Source organism: Maribacter sp. MAR_2009_72, from assembly GCF_007827235.1.
Classification (GTDB): Bacteria; Bacteroidota; Bacteroidia; order Flavobacteriales; family Flavobacteriaceae; genus Maribacter; species Maribacter sedimenticola.
Window position 1 is genome coordinate 493,033 of sequence record NZ_VISB01000001.1, and the last position, 22,938, is coordinate 515,970.

Below are 22,938 nucleotides of genomic sequence, written 5' to 3' on the forward strand. Positions count from 1 at the left end.
ATGAAAAATTATATAAAATCAATAATAGCCCTGTTCACCATTATTCTTACGGGTTGTACAGATGTTATAGATGTTGACGTTCAAACAGATACCTTACGTTTGGTGGTGGAAGCTTCCTTAGACTGGGAAAAAGGAACTACGGGTAATGATCAAGAGATTACGCTACGTACGTCAACACCTTTTTTTGAAACCGAAAGCACCAATGTTACAGGGGCGGAAGTTACCGTGACCAATAACGCTACGGGAGAAGTCTTTCTTTTTACCGACCAGAATAACGGCACATACACAACAAGTACTTTTGAACCACAATTAGAAGCGACCTATACCTTAGAGATTTTGTATGATGGCGAACGATATGTTGCCGAAGACACCATGAACCCCGTGCCTGATATTACCGATATTTACCAGGATACGGAAGACGGATTTGATGATGAAACCATTGAGTTGCATATTGTATTTAACGATTTTGAGGAAGAGGGCGATAATTACCTTTTTAAGTTCGAAAGACCACAAGACCTGTTACCTACTTTGGAAACGGGCGATGATGAGTTTATAAACGGGAACGAAGTGGACTGGTGGTATGAGCTCGATGATGATGAGGACGAAGAAATAAAACCGTTATTACCTGGTGATGTAGTAAATATTAGTATGCACGGTATTTCTAGAGCTTACTATAATTACATGGATATTGTTATAGACCAAATGGGCGGCGTAGGTATTTTTGAGGCTACACCGGTAGATGTTCGCGGTAATTGCATTAATACGACCAACCCAGATAATTATGCCCATGGCTATTTTAGGGTAACGGAAACCAATAAGGTAAGTTATACGGTAGAGTAGAAGATATTTTTAAGAACAGAAAACCAAGCGCTAAAGCAATTAGTGCTTGGTTTTTCATTTAGTTTGGTGAATGCAGACCCATTTTATTGCCTTCAGAGTCCAGGAATATAGCGTAATAACCGCTTTCGTCTGCATGAAGTGATTTTGGAACCATAACTTCGCCACCATTGATTTCGACTTTGCCGAGTATAGATTGTAAGTTATCTCCGCCATTTAAATAAATGGTTATTCCGTTTGCAGAAGGCGTATACCCTTCCGCTTTCATGATAACACCCGTGACCATTTGGTTTTCATAGGGGAATATACCCATTTGCATTTCCGGAAATTCCATTTTTTCAATTTCTATGTCCAAAATAGCTTGGTAAAAATTTACCGCCCTTGTAATATCCGTAGCCGGAATTTCAAAAATGGAAATAAAACTTTTCATATTGCTTTTGTTTTCAGTGGTATGCGTATCCATTACTTTATCTTGAGCATTACACTCAATTCCCCAAAAAGAAAATAATACCGCACTTAATAGTATTGCCTTTTTCATTTGTAGTGTTTACATGTAAAATACAAATATGGAATAGTATTCAACTAATAAATTGTAAAAATGCGACACGCAGGCTATTTATAGAACAAGGTAGAGAGTGCCATTTGTTCATTGCTTAAGAATGCTGTGGGACTAATGCCGGTAAATTCCTTAAAATCCTTATTAAAATGGGCTTGGTCAAAGTAGTCGCTTTCATAGGCAATTTTGGTAAGGCTGTCCGTTTCTTTGTTCAGTAGCATTTTTAATGCCGATTGCAATCGTATGACCCTGCCCAATTGTTTAGGGCTAACGCCAATCTGCTTTTTAAAATTCCTTTCCAATTGTCTTCTTTTAGACAAATCTTCTTTAAGAATGGTGGTAATAGTCGCAGTACCGTTTGAGGTTAAAAGGGCATCTACGGTTTGCTTTACAATAGTATCAATGGTAGATTGTTCATTCAACCTTTCTAAAAGGAATTTTTCAATAACTGCAATGCGTTGTTTTGTGTCTTCTGCATTAATAATGCTGCGCTCCAGTTCATTGACAATTGAAGCATCAAAAAGTGAGGTTAGCGGGGTTTCTTTATTTGCCAACTGTTCAATGGGTGTAGTAACAAAATTGGCAAAGCCATAAGGGTAGAAACGTATGGCAAAAGTGTTTACATAGCCCGTAGGTTCAATACAAAATGGTGCTAGGGTTTGCCCCAGTACCATGGCACGTGGTTGTAATATAAATTCATCTTGCGAAGTATAGCGTTTAATATCATCCCCAAGAATAAACGCCATTTCAATGCAACCGTCTGGTACTATGCGCTGTCTTTCTGCACTATATTCAGCAGGAATTTCCAAAGTCCAATAACAGCTTACCAAAGCTTCCAGATCTTGATGTGGTTGAAATGTTTGGTAGTTCATTGTTTTAGGATGATATTGGTTTGGAATGTAGCTGTTGGGTAAGCGTAGTGCGGTAATAAGGAAACCTTTAGTTACCGTTTTAGCAGGAAGCTAGAGCTTATTGCCTGTGTACAAGCAGGCAGGTTTAGTTTAGTTTTTCCTTGCACAAAGCTAACTCCATAATAATTAGCAACTGCATAAATATACACAGACCTTTCGAATTAGACCATAAGTCCGCATTACGTTTAGGTTGTTTATAGCAAGTATTATTTATACGCAAATTAGAGCTTTTAAAAGTTAAACAGGATTATTTATCTCTATCGAATTTATCCACAATTTGATATACTAGCGCAATATGTAATATTAAAAGGCCAGCCAAAATCGGGTTAATTCCGAAGCTTCCAAATCCAACTTTGAAAGTTGAATAGTAAAAGTCAAGAAGCCCGAATATCCCAATCAGAAGAGTTAGTCCATAAAGTACGTAGTAAGTCATTCTATTTTTAATGTAGAAATAGATTGAAAGCACCACACATCCAATGCCTATATAGTTTTTTAAGCTTAGAGCATAATTGGAGGTAGCAATTACCACTAATGAAACTAGAATTAGAATTATGGAAATTCCTAATGGTATAAAATCGAAATCTAGTTTTTTCATATTTGCTACGATAATTGTATATGTACACAATTGCACATATTCCATCTATAAAAGTAATCTAATTCCCACCCACATGAAAAAAGACCTATCAACAGTTATTAACAGGTATTTGTGGTATTTAAACTAAGAAATAATGCTTACCACCATACTACAAAGAACTTCTCAAACGTATTGTTTTTCTTCATCCAAACCATGGGTGTATCGCTGTTCAATTAAATCTTATAGTAATTTTCTTGTGTACGAGTTACACTAAGCTGTATGCAGAATTCAATGGTGCCGAAGTATATTACGGCATTTATAAAACACAAGTTATTAATGACCGGTACAATAGCCATATAGTTGATATACAAACAAAGCCAGGCCTGCCATGATCAAATAGGAATTTACAGCCTTATAAAAGGGAGTATAATTTTTGCTTTTTTTCATAGCGGTAATAACAAAAACAATGGGAATCAACGCCAATACTTGACCCACTTCAACCCCAATATTAAATGACAAAATTTTTGCAATAAACTGGCCTTCACCAATATCAAATGATTGTAGCCTTGTAGATAATCCAAAACCGTGTATTAGTCCAAATATCCCTACCATAAACAGTAGATTAGGTGATTTTAATTGAAATTTTTTAAAACCACCTAAATTTTCAAAACCTTTATAAAACACGCTAAGCGCAATTACGGCATCTACCAGGTGTTCATTGGCGGTAATTCCTAAATAGGTAGCGCCAATGAGGGTTATACAATGTCCTATTGTGAATACAGTAATAAATTTTAATATATCCTTAAAACTATTTAAATAGAAAATGACACCCACTAGGAATAGTAAGTGATCATATCCTGTAAGCATGTGTGTTGCCCCTACACGAATATAAGACCATAGACCACCATTGCGTAATACTTCTTGATCGGCACTTGTAACATTATGTGCAGAAGCCATTATGGGTAGAAATAATAGCAATAGTGGCAATACATGTTTTCGCTTCATTTTTATTTATTTTTTTCTGAAGACAAAAAACAAAACTACGATACAACATATACTACCAAGAATAAAAACCCAGGTAGGTATACCTTCCTCATGTTCTTCTCCATGCACATGAGTATCGGCACCATGTTTATGGGTTACACCAAAAGACATTGTCGCCCAATTAGATTCATGGGTCAAGACATCGCTGTTTTCTACTTCGGTCATATATATAGTTCGTAGATAGTAAATTCCATCTTTTGGCAAATCAATGGTTACAATACCATCATCATCGGTGCGTAGTTTTTGACCTAAATCATGGGTGTGCCCTTCATCGCTTATACTATTTGATTCGGTATCATGGGAATGTCCATCAGTGGCATGTTCATCGTTATGATTATTATTATGTTCGTGTTTTTCGCCATTGGAAGTATGTGTGTGGTCATTACTTTCTACATTGGCATATACTACTTGGTTGGTTAAAGGTTCACTATTTAATAGTAATTTTACCTTTAGGTTTTCCCCACTGTATTTTTCATAGGGATTCTCTTGTGGAATAAACTCAATAGGGTATCCTAACGGGGTTTCCCAATCTTTGGTTTTAGTATTTCCAACTTGGTAGATAGCTTTAACATGCTTTTGATAACTTTCAACCGCATCCTGCTTCAATAAGCCTTTACTGGTCCGTTTTTCCATCATATCCACAATACCGTCATTTATGAGATAACTGTTGAATTTTTCGGCGGCAAGTTCAATATTTCTTGCTTTGGTTGAGGCCCCTGCTACATATGTACCTTCTTTGTCAGTGCTAAATTTTAATTGGGTAATGGTGCTGTCCTTATCTTTCCATTGAGCCGTATCTATGGCTATTCTTTTACCGTTCGCTAAAATAGACGCATCTATGAATCGGTCACGGGTTATAATATTTTCGCTTTTATCAAAAGAGCCGTTAAAAAGACTTAAAGTTGCCTCTTGGTCCGGTTGTAAAAAGTAGCTATCAATTTTGATATATAGGTTATGACTGCAGAGTAGAACAAGAGCTAATAGATAAGTTATTTTTCGCATTGGTTTGGATTTTTTTTAAAATTTACGAAGTAAATGTACTTAGGGTTTTAATATCTATGAAATGAATAGAAAAAATGATAATCTAAAAAGAAGTATTTGCGAGATTTTACTATTGTGGAATGCTAAATACCATAGTTATCCTTAAAAATATCTCTCACCACCATACCACAAAGAATTTCTCAAACAAATTGTTTTTCTTCATCCAAACCATGGGTGCACTGTTGTTTTTTAAGCGTTCTATAATAGCTATAATAATTTCTTTGTGTGAGCGCCATGCTACGGTGTCCATGGGGTGCAAAACCCATTCGCTTTTGGTAGGGATATAGAATGCATGTGGTGTAAAGTCAGCCGTATGAAATGCTGCCAAGCGTAACCAATAGCCTATAATACAATTGTTGTTTAACGGTGCAATGGATAATGTGTCACTTGAATAAGGTTGAAATAACTGGGCTTTGTAGCAAACTTGCTGCGTCATGTTTCCGGTATCAATTCCTTTTTCCAACAATGCGGAGCGCCCAATAGGCGTGTGAATCAATGAAAATTGGTTGTTCTTTATCTTTTCTAGCTTGGCATAAAAGGCATCGCGCCGGTTAGGACCTACCAATTGGTGTATGGGTTCTTTAACATGGGTGTCGATCAGATAGAATTTATAGGTCAATTCTATGTGAATTAGCTGCTTTGTAGCGGTTTCCTGAACAATAAAATCTATTTCACCAATAGTCCGTTTTTCTTCCCGTATGGGCAAATTGTGCAGGAGAACATCATACGCATTACTAGCTTCTAACAACTGTTTGCACACAAATTCCATTTGATGTCCCAAACGCAATTTCTCCGGTATTCCATTTACCACAAAACTGTCTGCCGCCACATCAGGAAATTGAAACTGAGATACACCAAACTGCACACCTTCCCAAAGTGGTGGAGTGCTTAAAAATCCTTGTATTTGTTTGATGATTGTTGCTTGTTGGTCGATGGTTTATCTTTTTAACTGTTGGTTCTTGGTTGTCCGTTTTTTGTAAATAGTGTTGCTGAATACCGGTAACTGAGCGTAGCCGAAGTTACTTTTTAAAACGCTACGCACAAAACGTTGCATGCTATACGCTATACGCTTTTCGCCTGTCGCTTTTCGCTACGCGCTATACACATATCGCTTACCTGCATAATAATTGAACCTTGAGTCCACGAAACAAATAGATTGTTTATACGCTAAAAAGCTCCTCATAAATACGAATTCTTTTTTGCCAAGCGCTAATCGCGGTTCGCCTTTCGCTTTTCGTCAGCAACTATCCTAAAGAGAGAAGCTAACAGCGTATTGCGTTCGGCGACCAGCGTTCAACTCAACACGAACAACCATCAACCATCAACTGACAACCATCAACTGACAACCATCAACTGACAACCAATAACCAACAACCAATCTTAAACAACAACGTTAACATTTCCCAAAAGCCGAGGGCATCCAAGGTAAAAGTGTTAATTTTATAGTATGGCTATGAACGTAAGAAAAGGGTATCGGTTTCAGAAATACGAAGCACCCGAACAATCAATTTTTGAGCGGCTATTTGATGTTTTTCAAGAGCTGATCACACATACTTCAGGTGATTTTGACGAGGCTATCGATTGGCTTCGCGAGTTGGACAAGGAATATGAACTGACCACCGAAGACTACACTATAGACGATTTTATAGAGGAGCTTAAGCAAAAAGGCTACATACGCGAAGAATTTGAAGATGGTGGTGGTGACGGTGAAAAAGGTACGGATAACGGTGATGGCGGAAACATTTCTATTACCGCTAAAATGGAGCGTATTATTCGTCAGCGTGCCTTGGACCAAATTTTTGGAAAACTAAAGCGAAGTGGTGCTGGCAACCATAAGACCGGTAAATCCGGGCAAGGAGACGAACATACGGGCGATTTTAGGGAGTACCGTTATGGTGATGGTCTAGATAATATTTCGATGACCGAGAGCCTTAAAAATGCCCAAATTAATCACGGTATAGGCAGTTTTCAATTGAGTGAGGAGGATTTAGTGGTAGAGGATACGCAGTACAAAGCGCAGATGAGTACCGTACTCATGATCGATATTAGCCATAGTATGATTCTCTATGGCGAAGACCGCATTACGCCCGCAAAAAAAGTGGCAATGGCATTGGCCGAGCTGATTACCACGCGTTACCCAAAGGATACACTGGATATTTTGGTGTTCGGTAACGATGCGTGGCCCATACCCATTAAAGACTTACCGTATTTAAAAGTGGGTCCGTACCATACCAATACCGTGGCCGGTCTACAATTGGCGATGGATATGCTACGTAGAAAACGGAATACTAACAAACAGATTTTTATGATTACCGACGGAAAGCCTAGTTGCCTGCGCATGCCAGACGGTACCTATTATAAGAACAGTGTGGGTCTAGATGACTTTATTGTGGAAAAATGTTACAATAAAGCCAGGGAAGCGCGTAAATTACATATTCCCATTACTACTTTTATGATTGCGCAAGACCCGTATTTAATGCAGTTTATTCGTCATTTTACGGAAGCGAACAAGGGAAAAGCGTTTTTTACGGGACTGAAAGGCTTGGGGGAAATGATTTTTGAGGATTATGAGGCGAACAGGAAAAAGCGACTTAAATAATTGTTCGTTGTCGGCTAATAGTAGAATTATATAAAAGTATTGAACAGATAAGATTTAAAAGTAAAAGGAAAATAATATAACATTCAAAGGTTGAAACTGGTTCGGTGATACCGTCAACAACCAACTATCAACCATTAACAAATATATGAAGCATACAGAAATAAAAACTTTGGGCCAATTGGTCAAGTCCGGATATCAATCCAAAAAAATAAAGGACGAATTACGTGATAACCTTCGTGAAAATATAAAAGCAGGAAAAGATAGCTTTGAAGGAGTTTGGGGATATGAGGATTCTGTTATTCCGGAATTGGAGCGTGCCATTCTTTCCCGCCATAACATTAACCTATTGGGATTACGGGGTCAGGCAAAAACTCGTTTGGCCAGATTAATGGTCAATCTGTTGGATGAATGGATTCCCGTTGTAGAAGGTTCTGAAATTAATGATGACCCCATGTTGCCCATGTCTCGCTATGCGTTAGAACTGATAGCTGAAAAAGGGGATGATACACCTATTTCATGGTTACATAGAGAAGACCGCTTTTATGAAAAACTGGCTACTCCAGATGTTACCGTGGCCGATTTAATTGGTGATGTAGATCCTATTAAAGCTGCTAATCTAAAGTTGTCCTATGCAGATGATCGTGTTATTCATTTTGGAATGATTCCCCGTGCCAACCGCTGTATTTTCGTCATTAACGAATTGCCCGATTTACAGGCACGTATACAAGTATCGCTTTTTAATATTTTACAGGAAGGTGATATTCAGATTAGGGGATTCAAGTTGCGATTACCGTTAGACCTTCAATTTGTTTTTACGGCAAACCCGGAAGATTATACCAACAGAGGTAGTATTGTTACCCCATTGAAAGATAGAATTGGGTCGCAGATTCTAACACATTACCCTGAGGATATAGAAACGGCTCGTAAAATTACCGAGCAAGAGGCAAAATTGGATGCGCGTCAGTCAGAAAGTATTTATGTGCCCAGCCTGGCCAAGGATTTATTGGAGCAGGTAAGTTTTGAGGCTCGTGAGAGTGAATATGTAGATGCCAAAAGTGGGGTCAGTGCACGTACCAGTATAACGGCATTTGAAAATTTGCTCAGTACGGCCGAACGTAGAACCTTATTGAACGGAGCCGATACGACCATGGTACGGTTAAGTGATTTTACGGGAATTATTCCTGCAATTACAGGGAAGATAGAATTGGTTTATGAAGGTGAACAGGAGGGTGCGGACGGTGTAGCCGAAATATTAATAGATGATGCCGTAAAATCCCTTTTTCCACAGTATTTCCCAAAAATCAATAAATTAGAACGTAAAGACGAAGAAACCGTATATGACGAGTTGCTGCATTGGTTTTTTCAAGGAGAGGGGTTTGAACTGTTAGATGATTTTACCGATGAGGAATACAAACGCGCCTTGGACAGTATACCTGCATTAAACCAATTGATCAAGGACCATCAACCTGAATACCCAGAAAAAGATGTGTATTTTCTAAAGGAACTTTTGTTATGGGGCCTTGTATCCCATAAGAAATTAAACAAGCAACGTTTTACGGACGGTTATGAGTTCAAGGACCTGTACAGTAGTTTTTTAAAGGGTATTTAATAACAAGATTTCAAAATCTATACGGCCCTTTCATTAATGAAAGGGCCATGTAATATATCGTACATTTGTTGGATTATAGTAGTTCTTAGCATTATCAATTTTTAAATGGTATTGTTTCTAAACCCGTATACTCTTTAAGGTAAAACTTGTTTCCTTTAAGTTTTGTACGGCCCCTTCGTTCAAAAATCTACTTTTTGTATATACATTTACACCTATGAGCAAGTACCGTTATCGTTATATTGTCCGGTTACAATACTTAGGGTTTAGATATAGTGGCTGGCAAATTCAGCCCAAGCACAAAACAATTTCAGGAATGCTTGAAAAAACCTTTGTGTTTCTTTTTCCCGACCAAGATTTTAAAATATTGGGAGCAGGCCGTACGGATGCCAAGGTTTCTGCCTTAGATGCCGCTTTTGAGCTTTTTTTAATCAATGAATTACCAGATTTGGGGATATTTCTTGAAGACTTCAATAAGAATTTACCCTCGGATATCAGATTGGTTTCCATAGAACCTGTAGGTGAGGATTTTAATATTATCAAGGACAGCAAAATCAAGGAATATCTCTATTTCTTTTCGTTCGGGACTAAAAATCATCCGTTCAGTGCTCCATTTATTACCAATTATGTAGAACCATTAAACCTTGATCTAATGAAAGAGGGTGCTACCTTGTTTCAAGGGAAACATGATTTTTCGGTCTTTACAACGGCAGATAAGCCCAAGCATAAAAAAATAAGGACTATAACTTCATGTAGTATTATTAAAAACACCCTTTTAGAGGCCAATTTTTTTCCGGATAATAGTTACATATTAAAAATTCATGGTGAAGGATTTATGCGTTACCAAATACGACTGATCATGGGCGCATTGGTACAATTGGGCAGAAACGAACTGACTCTTGACCAAATTAAGTCGGCCTTACAACCGGGTAGCGAGCATAAACTTACCAGTATTGCCCCTGGTTCTGGTTTGTTATTAAACCAAGTAAATTTTAAAGGGTAGATTTCAGTTTTAGTATATTTAAGAAAATTAAATTAGATGGCGCTTCGTAAAAAGTTAGCATTCCCCAAGAGAAAAAAGAAAAAATCCCGTGTATATAATAAAATGGGCAAGGCTCCCGGTACGGTGAGCTATATGGGCAATAAAGAGCGATCGGACAGTACCATCTTCAATATTTTATACAATCCATCGGGTTTTGAACAACAGGAATTCAACATTCTAGATGATTTTTTGGCTTCTAATCGTAGCGAAAAAATTTCATGGGTCAATATTGTAGGTATATCAGATGAGCCTTTCATAGAACAATTGGGCAAACACTTTAATTTAAACCCTTTGGTACTTGAAGATGTAGTGAATACGGAACAAAGACCAAAAATAGATGAATACGAGGATTATATTTTTGGGGTATTCAAAATGTTATATATCTCAGAAGAGGAAAAAGTAGTGGGGGAGCATATTGCCTTGGTACTGTTGGAAAATACTGTACTGGTATTCCAAGAAGTTAAGGAAGATGTATTCAACGGGCTTCGGGACCGTATTACGGGTAAATTGGGCCGTATTAGAAGTAGGGGGGCAGATTATCTTTTCTTTGCTTTGTTGGATGCCATTGTAGACAATTATTTTCTTGTCATAGAAAATCTAAACCATAGGATAGAGCAATTAGAAGACGAAGTATACAATAACCCGGCACCGGATGTTGCCAAGAATATTCAATTGCTTAAAAAAGAGATACTTCAGGTAAGAAGGTGGATCTATCCGGTAAAGGAATTGATCAGTAGGCTTATTGACACGGAAAACAATCTAATAAAAAAAGATACAAAGTTATTTTTACGCGATGTACAGGATCATACCATAGAGATTAACGAGAGTTTGCAAATTTATCGTGAAATGTCCATGAGTTTAATGGAAATGTATATGAGCAATATGAGTAATAAAATGAACGAAGTCATGAAGGTATTGACCATAATGGCTTCCATTTTTATACCCCTTACCTTTATTGCAGGTATCTACGGTATGAATTTTGACCATATGCCGGAACTTCACTACAAATATGGCTACCATGCCGTTTGGGCAGTAATGATTGTTCTTTTTATTGGTATGATTATATATTTCAAAAAAAAGAAATGGCTATAGGCCACCTAAAATTCTATTCAATTAAAGGTTTGTTCATTTGGGTCAGCCCATACGCTCGTTGCACCATATCTTGCACGTAGGCTATGCTGACATAGAAACTATATGGTAAGATTCTTCTGAATTTTATGCTATGTCATTGGCAAATAGTCTTGGGTATACCATATTGGTATACGTAGAACTAAAAAATGAATATTGCTATGAAAAAGATAATTCTTACACTTTGTATGACCGGGCTATTATTAACGAGTATACATGTAACGGCCCAAGAAGTTGACCCAGAGGTTCTTGATACGAAAATATCTAAATCGTATACGATTAACGATGGTAAAAAACTCATTAAAAACACCGTTGAAATTACCACAAAGCGACTAAATACTATAGAAAGGGACGAAAAGGACGAAGGGAAAATAGATCAGGCCAGGGTAGTGGATAGTATTGCCACAATTGTAAAAACGGTTAGAATAGACAATGATGAGGACGATGATTTTGATGAGAAAATTGTGTTCAGTTATGAATCTAAAACGCCAGAGGATTTTGTGTTGGTCTCTAAAGACGATGAACTGGTCGTTGCCATGGACGATGGTGAAAATCTAAAAATCGTAGAGAACCTAAATTTAAAATCCAAGAAAATGGATAATGATAAGGCTACTTATATTTTTACCAACGAGCAAGGTGAAAATATCGAATTTTTAGTGGAAGAATATAATAGATCTTATACAAGCACTTCCAGTAGATAAACAATTCTATTACCAAAATTTAAAAAGAGCCTATAATGGCTCTTTTTTTTATTCAAATTATGGAGTTGTTATTAACCGAAAAGATCAGAGGAAAGATAACGGTCCCCACGGTCGCACACAATGGATACTATAGTTCCTTCTTTAAGTTCGTTTGCCAGTCTTAAGGCTACTGTAGCGGCGCCACCACTGCTCATACCTGAAAAAATACCCTCTTCCTTGGCTAAACGTTTCGCCATTTCCTTAGCTTCACCCTCACTTACTTCCATAACTCGGTCTACTTTGGAACTATCAAAAATTTTGGGCAGATATTCTTTTGGCCATTTTCGTATGCCCGGTATGCTAGACTCATCCGTAGGCTGTACGCCTACTATTTGAATTTGATGGTTCATTTCCTTTAAATAGGTAGATGTTCCCATAATGGTACCGGTAGTACCCATAGCAGAAACAAAATGGGTAACTTTACCTTGGGTATCGTTCCAAATTTCTGGACCGGTAGATTTATAGTGTGCCTGCCAATTGTCATTATTTCCAAATTGGTTCATCATTATAAATCCTTCGTTCCGTACCTTGTCCTCAGCATAATCACGCGCTCCTTCAATACCAATATTTGCTGGGGTAAGGGTAACTTTTGCTCCATAGGCGCGCATGGTCTGTACCCGTTCTTTGGTCGCATTCTCTGGCATGACCAATTCAATATCCAATCCGTATATACCTGCGATCATGGCCAATGCAATACCGGTATTGCCACTTGTTGCCTCGATCAATTTGCTGTTTTCGTTAAAATCACCGCGCTCCAAGCCCATTTTAATCATATTATAGGCTGCCCTGTCCTTTACACTGCCTCCGGGATTATGACCTTCCATTTTAAAATATAGGCTTACATTGGGGTTAGTGTTAAGTACCCTTGACTTCACCAACGGTGTATTACCGATTAATGCTTCTATGGTATTAGACATTTGGTAAGGTTTTAATTTTTATTTCAGGCGTGTGGAAAACAGTAGAATGGGGTGGAACGGAAGCGGTTATCCAAGCATTTCCTCCAATAACACTATTGGCGCCAATTATGGTATCACCTCCTAATATAGTGGCATTTGCATAAATAGTTACATTGTTTTCTATTGTTGGGTGCCGCTTGGTCTTTTGTAGGTTCTTGGCAACAAATAAGCCGCCAAGGGTTACCCCTTGATAAATTTTAACATCATTCTTAATAATGGCGGTTTCACCAATTACTACACCGGTACCATGATCTATGTGGAACGATTTGCCGATTTGTGCCCCAGGATTGATGTCTACACCGGTTTGCCTATGGGCATACTCCGTCATTAGTCGGGGTACCAAAGGAAAGCCAGATTTGTAAAGCTCATGTGCCAATCTATATACGGATATGGCATAGAATCCGGGGTAGGCCATATATACCTCTTCTATGGATAATGATGCAGGATCGCAATTTACGGTCGCTTCCGCATCCAAATTCAAGCTCTCCAAGATATTAGGCAACTGCTCTACATAATTCTCCCAAACTTTTTTACAGGGTTTGTCACTTTCCCAACAGGCCAATTCCACAAGGTCATCAAACTGGGATTGTAACTTACCCAAATTGTCGGCAACCGGGGTTTCTATATCAAAAAGCGTATAAAAAAGTAAATCCGTAAATTCCTCTACATTTCTTTTTAGACGAAACCTTAAATTAGGTTGCTTTTTGTGGGCGTTTATTTTTTCGATTATTGATCGATGGTCCATGGTTATGCATTAGTTCCCCAAAATTAACCAAATAAATAAAAGGACTTCCTGTCTATTGGTTAACTTTAGCTTAAAATCACAAGAGCTAGGTCGTATGTTAGAAACAAATATTACAAAGAGTACCTTTCAATTTTTAAAATCACTACAAAAGAATAATAATAGGGACTGGTTTGCTGAACATAAGAAACAATTTAATGCAGAAAATGAGGCTACTAAAAGTTTCTTTGGCCATCTTTTGGAACTGTTAAGCGCCCATGATGAAATAGAGCGGTTAAAAGTGTTCAGGATATATAGGGATGTTCGTTTTTCCAAGAATAAAACGCCTTATAAAAATAGCTTTTCAGCATCTTATGCTAGAGCGGGTCTTCACCGCCGTGGGGGATATTATGTGCACTTAGAACCAGGAAACAGCTTTATTGCTACCGGATTCTGGAATCCGGAAAAGGACGATTTGTTGCGTATTAGAAAGGAATGGGAACTGGATGTTTCTGAACTTGAGCAAATCATCAACGAACCTCAATTTAAAAAAGTGTGGGGCCCATTGACAGGCGATGAACTAAAAACCGCACCCAAAGGGTTTGACAAGGAAGACCCCAATATTGATTATATTAGAAAAAAACAGTTTGTATTTACCAGAAAATTTACCGACGCAGAAGTGCTTTCCAACAATTTTGCTCAAGAAATCAATACAAGTTTCAAAATCATTCGCCCGTATTTTGATTTAATGAGCTCAATTTTAACTACGAATCTTAATGGGGAATCCTTATTGGATTAATTGCAGTTTGTCAAAATATTGAATCTGGTCCTGTAAACGTTTTATGACCATATTCATCATACGCTTATTGTACGCAGATGAATTCAGGATATACGTTTCATATTCATCTTGGGTAAATTGACCAATGATCATTCCCTTTAACGCATTACGATACTTGATGTCTTTTTGAATGGCGTTTGCAATGTAGTTCATCTGCTTTTCTAGACCATATTCGTAAAATGTGTTCTTCATTTTTTTAATATAATTTTGAAAGGATATGAGGAACAGATCGTTCTGTAATTTTAATATGGGCCGTAAGGTTTGGTTCTGAAATCGTTCTTCTACACTCATGTTGGGAAGAATTTGGGCCGAGGGAATAGTGGGGCGAATATTGAGTAATTTCTGGGTTCTTTCCATAACATTATAGAATTTACTTAAAGGTACATATTAGTTTAGGCTATTGACGGAGACGTTGTAGAAGTTTTAAACCTGTTATGAACAACATTATATAGTAGTATTTATATTGATATTTTAGGTTTAATCCAATTTCTTCTTTGGCTAATTATCATAATCTAAAATTACCTTAGAGCCCATTTTGGTATTGACAATTCTGATGTCCAGAATGAATTAAGTAGATGTATTCTTATTTTTACGTATAACTTTGTACTCGTAAAAAGTAAAACACTACGACATGAGATTTCATACTAGAAAATTGGTGAAGCCTGGCGATTTAAATTCTAACGGAACCCTATTTGGAGGAAGACTTTTGGCTTGGATAGATGAGGAAGCAGCACTTTATACCATTATACAATTGGAGAACGGTAAGATTGTTACCAAATATATGTCCGAAATCAACTTTATGAGCGCAGCAAAAAAAGGGGATGTTATTGAAATTGGAATAGAGGTCGTAAAGTTTGGCAAAACGTCCTTGACCCTAAATTGTGAAGTGCGTAATAAAATGAACCATGAAACCATTGTTACGGTAGACAATATCATCATGGTAAATTTAGGGGAAAACGGTAAGCCCAAGCCACATGGAAAAACTAAGATAGAGTTTGTAAAAGACCGTTTGGCCGCCCTTGGAGAAGAAGATTAAGCTTTGTTAAGTTCTTGGGACACTTCTTGTACTTCGTCCAGTACCCTTAAAAGGTTCTCTCCCCATAGTTTGGCTATTTGTTCTTGGGTATAGCCCCGTTCAACCAGTTCTAAGGTTACGTTTAAGGTTTCGGACGCATCGCTCCAACCTTCAATACCACCTCCGCCATCAAAATCTGAACTAATACCCACATGGTCTATTCCCATAAGTTTGACCATGTAATCAATATGGTCCACAAAATCCTTTACGTTGACGGCTTCTGGTGCATCGGGACGGTTTTTGGCCAATTCCTTTCCTATTTGCATCACTTTAGGATAATTTTCCATAAATGCTTCTTTCTGTTCGTCGCTAAGTGTAGAAAATTGTGAACGTTCATACCATTCAATCCCCAAGGAATCGGCTACAGTTACATAAATAGCCTTCATGTATTCCGATCTTGCGTTATGCTTTTCGGTATTTAGATACGAACTAAAAGCAACGGTCTGTACCACACCACCGTTCTCTTTTAATTTCAATAATAATTCGTCATCCAAATTTCTACTGTGATCACAAAGTGCTCTTGCAGAGGAATGTGATGCTATGATAGGTGCCTTTGAAAGGGCAAGCATTTGCTTAATGGCTTCTTTGGAAGGATGAGAAATATCTATCATAATTCCCAATCTATTCATTTCATTAACAGCTTGTTTGCCCAATTCACTTAAACCATTATTTAACCATATACCATCTGCTTCTCCCGTATTGGAATCAGAGAATTGACTATGGCCGTTATGGGCCAACGAAATATATCTGGCGCCTAGGTCATGGTATCGTTTAAATTCGCCCAAATCAGTACCCATAGGATAGGCATTTTCTACTCCGATCATGGCAACCTTCTTTCCAGAAGCTATTATTTTCCTGACATCGCTGGAGTTTAATGCCATTGATATGTCGTTAGGTGCTATAGTTTCTGTCAGTTTATGAATGGCCTCAAACTTTTGCATGGCATTGGTTTTTGCATTTTGATAGCCTATTTCCGTTAAACTGTCCTGTCCCGTATAAACGATTAACCAAGATACATCCAGGCCTCCTTCTTTCATCTTTGGCAAATTTACCTGGGTTTTAAGACGTTGCGTATAATTGACGCTGTCCGTGAAGTTCTTGATATTGATGTCGTTATGGGTATCAATCGTAATTACTTCTTCATGTATTCGTTTTGCTTTTTTCAAGGTGTTTTCAATAGGTTTTTCAGCTTTTTCTGCACAGGAAAAAATCGTTAGCAAGCAAATAAAATAGATGATCGGTCTCATTGATTATTTTTTAGACCTACAATTTAAGAGTATTCACAACAAATAACCACCCCTAGGAAACATTTTATTGCCGACAAGGGTATAAAGGCCCATTTTTAAATTAAATAACTAATTGAGCATAAATAATTAAAGAACCATTAGTCATGTCCATTTCAAAAACTAAGGATTTAATTGGTCAACTATCTAATTTGGAGCGAGCGGTAAGTGAATTTTCATTTGAGGAATTGAGTGCTGAAGATGCCAAAGAACTTCAGTTGTCATTTAATAGCTTTAGAAATAGCATAGAGCATCACATATACACGCCAAAAACCGGCAAAAAAACCAATGGTAGTGAGATCAAGAACAAGGAGAAAGAGGAAATAGAAAAAAAACTATTGAACCAAAATCAATTTATTGCACATGTTAGCCATGAAATACGGACTCCTTTGAACAGTATTATTGGTTTTGCGAATTTATTGAAGGAAGAAAATCTTAATGAAAGTCAAGATAAAAAGGTACAGGCCATACAATTTGCATCAACTTCTTTATTGAAAATCATTAACGAGGTTTTGGAGTATTCCAAAATATCATCGGGAAATATCAATTTTGAGACCATTGATTTTAATTTATCATCCTTGATCAATGATGTAATGTTTCTCTGTCAGACCCTCATGTTGGATAATAACATAAAAATGATCGTTGATGTCGATGATGACGTTCCAAGCATTATTAAGGGTGATCCAACCAAATTATCCCAAGTATTGTTGAACTTATTGGGCAATTCCATAAAATTCATCAATAAGGGATTTATAAAATTATCGGTTTCTGTAAAAAAAGCGCACAAGGACCATCATGAATTGAAGTTTACCGTAACGGATACGGGTATTGGTATATCAAAGGAAAAACTTAAAAAAGTATTTAAGCGATATGCCCAAGCAGAAGAAGACACGGCTATAAAATATGGTGGTACGGGACTTGGTTTGTCCATAACCAAAGAAATCGTAGAAAAGCAAAAAGGCTCAATAACCATTGAGAGTAAAGAAGGTAAGGGCACCATAATTAGCTTTACCATTCCCTATGCGGTTGGAAATGCAAAAAACATTCCCTCAAACCTAATTGAAAGTTCCAATATTGAAAATGGCAAAAAATTACTTGCCGGAACAGAAATTTTAGTATTTGAGGATAATTTAATGAATCAGCATTTGATCAAGGAACAGTTGATGAAGTGGGATTGTAAAGTGCACACCCACGTTAACCTTAATAAAGGGCTGGCCGTATTGGCGAACAAAAAAATTGATTTGGTCCTGATGGATTTAAAAATGCCTAACATAAACGGTTTTGAAATGTCCAGTGCCATACGCCAAAATAAAAACCCTCAAATAAACACAGTGCCCATTGTAGCATTCAGTGCAGATTTTACCGAACAGGATAGTAAGGACTGTAAGGATATTGGCATTAATGATTTTCTGTTAAAACCGTACACATTAAATGAATTGATGACCGTCATCCTCAACAATAAAAGAGAAAAGACGAAAAGAACAACGATAAAAAAAATGCTTGAGAAACAAATGATAGAACCTAAGGAAACCACAAAAGTAGACCTTGACAACTTGTTAAGCGATTGTTTTGGAGAATTGGATATGCTTAACGAACTCGTTAAGCTGTTTAAATTGAACGCTCTGGAATTCATTGGAAATGTTAAGATGCATCTTAAAACGGAAAATTTGCAAGAAATAGCATTGTCCGCCCATAAACTAAAGGCCGGATTCGCCATGCTTAAGGCTAATGGCATGCGACAATTGATCGTTGACCTTGAAGCAAACTCTAAGGCCGGGAACCTGGAAAAGGTTAAGAATTTATACCAGATGTTTTTGTTGGATTATCCAAGATTGGAAGAGAATATAGATTACCACCTAACCATGCTAAATAAAAAATAATGGGTAAACACGTGCTGTTGGCAGATGACGACCAATTATTGGCCTCATTGTTGAATTTTAGGCTCAAAAAAGGCGGTTATGAGGTGCACCATTCCTCTAACGGTAGGGAGGTAAAGGAATACCTTACCAAACAAAGACCGGATATTATCGTAAGCGATATCATGATGCCCTATTTTTCTGGTATAGAGCTTATAGATTTTGTGAGGAACGACTTAAAACTAAGTACCCCGATCATCATCATATCCTCCGCAGGTAACGAACAGAACGTTCTTAGTGCCTTTGAACTAGGCGCAAATGATTTTATCACTAAACCGGTTAGTCCCACAGAATTATTGGTACGTGTTGCAAGAGAATTAAATAAATAAATAAAAACTGTTTTGTTGACTCCCCCTAAACAAATCATATATCCGCTGATCAAGGCCCCGGAATTCAATGCTGAATTTTTAGGGTGGCTGACCGTGGTATTTTTGGTTTTAGCGGTTTTGTATTTTTTGGGAACGTTTTTGATCCGTAATAAATTGGGCTCTCAGGGTGCACTTACCAAAGACAAAAAAATGGAGTTTTCACCTATGATCAGTGAATTTTTGTTCTACGAGGATTCCAACACCAAGGAGGAAAAGAAAACATACCTCAACTTAAAGGTCCAAATAAGGGAATCCATTAAGAATAATTTTGATAGAAACGTTTTGACAGAAGTCCTATTAGATTTACGTAAAGATCTTTCAGGTCAATCCCAAGATGTGTTAATGGCATTGTACAAGGACTTAGGATTGCATATTACGGCATACGACAAACTTTCAAGCAGAAGGTGGCAAATCATATCCAGTGGAATTTTGGAACTAACGGCCATGGAGGTGCACGAGGGGTATACGCTAATCATTAAATTCATAAACCATAGGCAGAGTACTATCCGTAAACAGGCAGAAAGGGCGGTGGTAAGCCTTAAAGAAGAAGGAATTTGCTATTTCTTGGACAATACCAAGTATAGGATTTCTGAATGGCAACAGCTTAAATTGTTAGATATTTTAAGACATAAGAGTGATTTTGTACCTCCCCAATTTAGTTTGTGGTTGACTTCTACCAATGTGGATGTAGTACTTTTTTCCTTGCGACTCATAAAATATTTTAAACAGAATAATGCCGAAAAGTCTATCATCACCCTTTTAAAGCATAAAAAGAAAGTTATACAATTAGAGGCCATTGATTGTATCAAGGAATTCTATTTTATAAATGCCATACCCACTTTAAAATTAGTTTACCCAAAAGCAGGCAATGACGTAAAGATTGCCATTTTAGATGCTATTGGTGAAATTGGCACCAAGAACGAGTTACAGTTCTTACAGCATTGGCATTCCAAGGAACGAAATTTTAATATTAAGAGTAAGGTCATTGGAACCATTAACAAGATCGATCCGGAAAGTATACTGCCAACAAGTAATATCAAGAAAACTGCATTTTTCACATCAGATATTGAGGAGGATATTGAACCAACGATCATAGTTCAACAAGAAGAGGAAATAGAACAATTGGCCACCCAGTTAGATGAGACGGAACAGGTAAATAAACCTGTGGAATTGATTTCAGAGAAGAAGGAAACTTCTGAATATGAAGAACTTACAATCCCAGAAATAAAGGATGTTCAGGAAATTACGCCAGAAACGCATGACATGGATGAGGAAATTTTGGTTTTGGATGACTTGATGCCGATGGAAACAATGGGGAATGAACTTACCGAAATGGAAAATCAGTTAATCGATTTACCACAAGAAAACACTGAGGAACCTATAGAAGACTTAGAGGAAAATATTGAAACAGAGCTGGTTTTGGATTTTCTGCCCTTGGTCATTGATGAGCCACAAGAAGAACCGGTTCTATTAAATGAAGGAATTGATGAACCGGATTTTGATTTTGCCCTTGAAGATAGTCCACTGCAAGAGGAGGAGCTTACAGTACAACAGGTGTTGAACAAATCACTTTTGGACTTTAAGGAAATTGATTGGGTAGCGTTAACTGAAGATGTCAGTGAATTACCCATGCAAGAAACTACTGATGCCATAGTTTTTAATAATACATCTAGAACCAATGTACTCAGCTTAAGTGCAGACTTTCTTGATGATGAGGAGCTTGAAACAATGGTACTTCTTGAAAATATAGCCGATATGGGCGATAATAGGGAACTTCCGGTACTACAGAACATACTGGACAATAGTATTTCAACAATTATTGCCGATCGGGCCAATGAACTTATTCAGAAATTCAGCTATGAAATGCCTAGACCGGCAGAACTATTTGCCCCGGACAACGCATTATCGGAAAGTGTGTTTGCCGAAATTTTCCATCTATCGGATATAGAAACCCAATTCATACTTCTAGATGAAATAAAAAAGATAGGTGATGAAAAAGAAATGGCACTCTTACAAAGCCTGATAAACGGAAACAATGAAGCTTTAGCCAAAAAAGCGGAAGAAGTTTTACAGGTCGTAACGGATAATTTGGCGAAAACCGAAAAACGTGGCGATGATGAAATGGAGAATAATTTGTTTCAATTGGATTTTGAATTGGAACTGGAATCGGCAACTAAAAGTAATAGCGCTAATTCGTTAAAAGAAGGTGGTTCAACCTTGTTTGACCATCTGTGTGCAATGTCTAGCAGCTTTTATACTAAAAAGAATGGATAGTGAATTATTTGGCATAGTACTGGAATACATCAATTTTGTATTCTTCATGTTTACCATGATCTTGTTTATCATGTTCTCTGCCATGGCTTATTTTTCCACAAGAAATTCCATTCACTATAGAAACAAGAACAGTTTCACGGATGTTTCCAAAATTATGGCCTCTCCCTTGGCGCCGACAATTACCATTATTGCTCCGGCATATAATGAAGGATTGACTATTGTTGAGAATATACGTTCCTTATTGTCCTTACAATATGTAAACTATGATGTAATGGTGGTCAATGACGGTAGCAAGGATGACACTTTACAAAAATTAAAGGATGCCTATGACCTTGTAAAGATCGATGTGGAAATGGATCCTGACTGGAAAAGTAAACCTGTAAAGGCAATTTATAGATCCAACAATAGGGCATTTTCCAAATTGACCGTAGTGGATAAAATGAACGGAGGAAAATCCGATGCGCTCAATACGGGTATTTCATTGTCCACAAGCAAGTATGTAGGCTGTATAGATGTAGATTGTCTCTTACAACCGGATGCCTTGCTGCATGTGGTAAAATCTTTTTTTCAACGCTCCCAAAAACGAGTGATTGCGGTTGGTGGCGTAATCAGGGTTGCCAATTCCTGTATTATAGACGGTGGGCAATTGGAAGAAATAAGATTACCTACAAATTGGTTGGCTAGATTTCAATTACTGGAATATACACGCTCTTTTATTCTAGGCAGAATGGCCTGGGGAAGAATAGATAGTTTATTGATCATTTCCGGTGCATTTGGTTTTTTTGAACGTGAGATCGCCCTGGCCGTAGACGGTTATGATACTAAGACCGTAGGGGAGGACATGGAAATTATCTTTAAGATGCGCCGTTATATGCACGAACGTAAGGAGCCCTACACCATTGAATATATACCGGATCCATTATGTTGGACAGAGGTACCGGAAGATTTAAAAATTTTGGTCAACCAACGCGATCGTTGGGCACGTGGCAATTTAGAGACACTGTTCAAACATAAGGACATGTTGTTCAATTCCAAGTTTGGTAGATTGGGCCTCTTAAGCTATCCATACTGGTTCTTTTACGAATGGCTGTCCCCATTATTGGAATTCTTTGGATTTTTCACGGTGATTATGTTTGCCTATTTGGGCATATTGAATTGGAAATTTTTTATCTCCATATCCTTGGCCATATATCTTTTTTCCATAATGATCTCCTTTTATGCCATATTATGGGATGTATATTCCTATAACCAATACAAGAAAACAAAGGATATTTTGATTCTTATGGGCCTTGCCCTTTTAGAGCCTTTCATATTCCACCCCATTGTGGTCTATGCAGCGGTTAGAGGTAATTATAAAAAATTGTTTAAAGTTAAATCCGGATGGGGCTCACAGGTTCGCAAAGGATTTGCAAAAGCTAGTTAAGCGAAT

At 37.5% G+C, this 22,938-nt stretch carries 22 protein-coding genes; 12 read left to right on the top strand and 10 right to left on the bottom strand.

The features are described 5' to 3' along the window. A complete protein-coding gene (locus tag JM81_RS01985) occupies positions 1–840 on the top strand; it encodes a DUF4249 family protein (RefSeq protein WP_144800475.1) in 840 nt (279 codons plus the stop codon). A 58-nt stretch (positions 841–898) separates the two neighbouring features. Here the strand turns inward: JM81_RS01985 and JM81_RS01990 are convergent, their stop codons facing one another. The 6 genes from JM81_RS01990 to JM81_RS02015 form a co-directional block, all read right to left on the bottom strand. Beyond that, the gene (locus JM81_RS01990) at positions 899–1,375 is read right to left on the bottom strand and encodes a VOC family protein (RefSeq protein WP_261374936.1); all 477 of its coding nucleotides are present in this window, start codon (positions 1,373–1,375) and stop codon (positions 899–901) included. A gap of 74 nt (positions 1,376–1,449) precedes the next feature. Then, positions 1,450–2,265 (bottom strand): DUF6597 domain-containing transcriptional factor, encoded by an 816-nt coding sequence (locus tag JM81_RS01995; RefSeq protein ID WP_144800476.1) that lies wholly within the window; start codon positions 2,263–2,265, stop codon positions 1,450–1,452. A gap of 286 nt (positions 2,266–2,551) precedes the next feature. Next, positions 2,552–2,899 carry a hypothetical protein gene (locus JM81_RS02000; protein WP_144800477.1) on the bottom strand — a complete coding sequence of 116 codons (348 nt, stop codon included), beginning with the start codon at positions 2,897–2,899 and terminating at the stop codon, positions 2,552–2,554. Between the two features lie 312 nt (positions 2,900–3,211). After that, a complete protein-coding gene (locus JM81_RS02005; protein ID WP_144800478.1) occupies positions 3,212–3,883 on the bottom strand; it encodes a HupE/UreJ family protein in 672 nt (223 codons plus the stop codon). A 6-nt stretch (positions 3,884–3,889) separates the two neighbouring features. Beyond that, positions 3,890–4,924 carry a DUF4198 domain-containing protein gene (locus JM81_RS02010; RefSeq protein WP_144800479.1) on the bottom strand — a complete coding sequence of 345 codons (1,035 nt, stop codon included), beginning with the start codon at positions 4,922–4,924 and terminating at the stop codon, positions 3,890–3,892. Between the two features lie 154 nt (positions 4,925–5,078). Next, positions 5,079–5,828, bottom strand: coding sequence for a DUF1853 family protein (locus tag JM81_RS02015; RefSeq protein ID WP_144800480.1), 750 nt, complete (start codon positions 5,826–5,828; stop codon positions 5,079–5,081). 582 nt (positions 5,829–6,410) lie between these two features. Between JM81_RS02015 and JM81_RS02020 the strand changes: the two genes are divergently transcribed. The 5 genes from JM81_RS02020 to JM81_RS02040 all read left to right on the top strand — a co-directional run bounded on the left by JM81_RS02020 (position 6,411) and on the right by JM81_RS02040 (position 12,039). Further along, positions 6,411–7,562 carry a vWA domain-containing protein gene (locus tag JM81_RS02020; RefSeq protein ID WP_144800481.1) on the top strand — a complete coding sequence of 384 codons (1,152 nt, stop codon included), beginning with the start codon at positions 6,411–6,413 and terminating at the stop codon, positions 7,560–7,562. Between the two features lie 145 nt (positions 7,563–7,707). Beyond that, on the top strand, positions 7,708–9,171 hold the full coding sequence (locus JM81_RS02025; RefSeq protein ID WP_144800482.1) for a magnesium chelatase: 1,464 nt from the start codon (positions 7,708–7,710) through the stop codon (positions 9,169–9,171). 214 nt (positions 9,172–9,385) lie between these two features. Beyond that, entirely contained in the window at positions 9,386–10,171 is a 786-nt protein-coding gene (gene truA, locus JM81_RS02030; RefSeq protein ID WP_144800483.1) for a tRNA pseudouridine(38-40) synthase TruA, read from the top strand. A gap of 36 nt (positions 10,172–10,207) precedes the next feature. Next, positions 10,208–11,302, top strand: coding sequence for a magnesium/cobalt transporter CorA (gene corA / locus JM81_RS02035; protein ID WP_144800484.1), 1,095 nt, complete (start codon positions 10,208–10,210; stop codon positions 11,300–11,302). Between the two features lie 197 nt (positions 11,303–11,499). Then, on the top strand, positions 11,500–12,039 hold the full coding sequence (locus JM81_RS02040) for a hypothetical protein (RefSeq protein WP_144800485.1): 540 nt from the start codon (positions 11,500–11,502) through the stop codon (positions 12,037–12,039). 71 nt (positions 12,040–12,110) lie between these two features. On the opposite strand, the gene cysM is transcribed toward JM81_RS02040, so the two are convergent. Together cysM and epsC are read right to left on the bottom strand one after the other, a co-directional pair. Further along, a complete protein-coding gene (cysM, locus tag JM81_RS02045) occupies positions 12,111–12,995 on the bottom strand; it encodes a cysteine synthase CysM (RefSeq protein WP_144800486.1) in 885 nt (294 codons plus the stop codon). Next, positions 12,988–13,779, bottom strand: coding sequence for a serine O-acetyltransferase EpsC (gene epsC / locus JM81_RS02050; protein WP_144800487.1), 792 nt, complete (start codon positions 13,777–13,779; stop codon positions 12,988–12,990). The genes cysM and epsC overlap by 8 nt, the downstream gene beginning before the upstream one ends. A 94-nt stretch (positions 13,780–13,873) precedes the next feature. Between epsC and JM81_RS02055 the strand changes: the two genes are divergently transcribed. Beyond that, the gene (locus JM81_RS02055) at positions 13,874–14,554 is read left to right on the top strand and encodes a DUF2461 domain-containing protein (RefSeq protein ID WP_144800488.1); all 681 of its coding nucleotides are present in this window, start codon (positions 13,874–13,876) and stop codon (positions 14,552–14,554) included. On the opposite strand, the gene JM81_RS02060 is transcribed toward JM81_RS02055, so the two are convergent. Beyond that, the gene (locus tag JM81_RS02060; protein WP_089260433.1) at positions 14,543–14,950 is read right to left on the bottom strand and encodes a glyoxalase; all 408 of its coding nucleotides are present in this window, start codon (positions 14,948–14,950) and stop codon (positions 14,543–14,545) included. The genes JM81_RS02055 and JM81_RS02060 overlap by 12 nt on opposite strands. A 274-nt stretch (positions 14,951–15,224) precedes the next feature. Here JM81_RS02060 and JM81_RS02065 point away from each other — a divergent pair, with 274 nt between their 5' ends. Continuing rightward, positions 15,225–15,629: an acyl-CoA thioesterase gene (locus JM81_RS02065; protein WP_089260432.1), complete on the top strand. Its 405-nt coding sequence runs from the start codon at positions 15,225–15,227 to the stop codon at positions 15,627–15,629. Here JM81_RS02065 and JM81_RS02070 read toward each other — a convergent pair. Beyond that, positions 15,626–16,915 (bottom strand): dipeptidase, encoded by a 1,290-nt coding sequence (locus tag JM81_RS02070; protein ID WP_144800489.1) that lies wholly within the window; start codon positions 16,913–16,915, stop codon positions 15,626–15,628. The two genes, JM81_RS02065 and JM81_RS02070, sit on opposite strands and share 4 nt — an antisense overlap. Positions 16,916–17,058: 143 nt before the next feature. On the opposite strand from JM81_RS02070, the gene JM81_RS02075 reads away from it, so the two are divergent. From JM81_RS02075 to JM81_RS02090, 4 genes are read left to right on the top strand one after another with little or no spacing between them, the layout of a single operon-like run. Further along, positions 17,059–18,831, top strand: coding sequence for an ATP-binding protein (locus tag JM81_RS02075; RefSeq protein ID WP_144800490.1), 1,773 nt, complete (start codon positions 17,059–17,061; stop codon positions 18,829–18,831). Further along, positions 18,831–19,196, top strand: coding sequence for a PleD family two-component system response regulator (locus tag JM81_RS02080; RefSeq protein ID WP_089260429.1), 366 nt, complete (start codon positions 18,831–18,833; stop codon positions 19,194–19,196). The genes JM81_RS02075 and JM81_RS02080 overlap by 1 nt, the downstream gene beginning before the upstream one ends. A 15-nt stretch (positions 19,197–19,211) precedes the next feature. Then, positions 19,212–21,509, top strand: a complete 2,298-nt coding sequence (locus tag JM81_RS02085) for a hypothetical protein (protein ID WP_144800491.1) — start codon at positions 19,212–19,214, stop codon at positions 21,507–21,509. Beyond that, positions 21,502–22,932 carry a glycosyltransferase family 2 protein gene (locus JM81_RS02090; protein ID WP_089260427.1) on the top strand — a complete coding sequence of 477 codons (1,431 nt, stop codon included), beginning with the start codon at positions 21,502–21,504 and terminating at the stop codon, positions 22,930–22,932. The genes JM81_RS02085 and JM81_RS02090 overlap by 8 nt, the downstream gene beginning before the upstream one ends. The last annotated feature ends 6 nt before the right edge of the window (positions 22,933–22,938 follow it).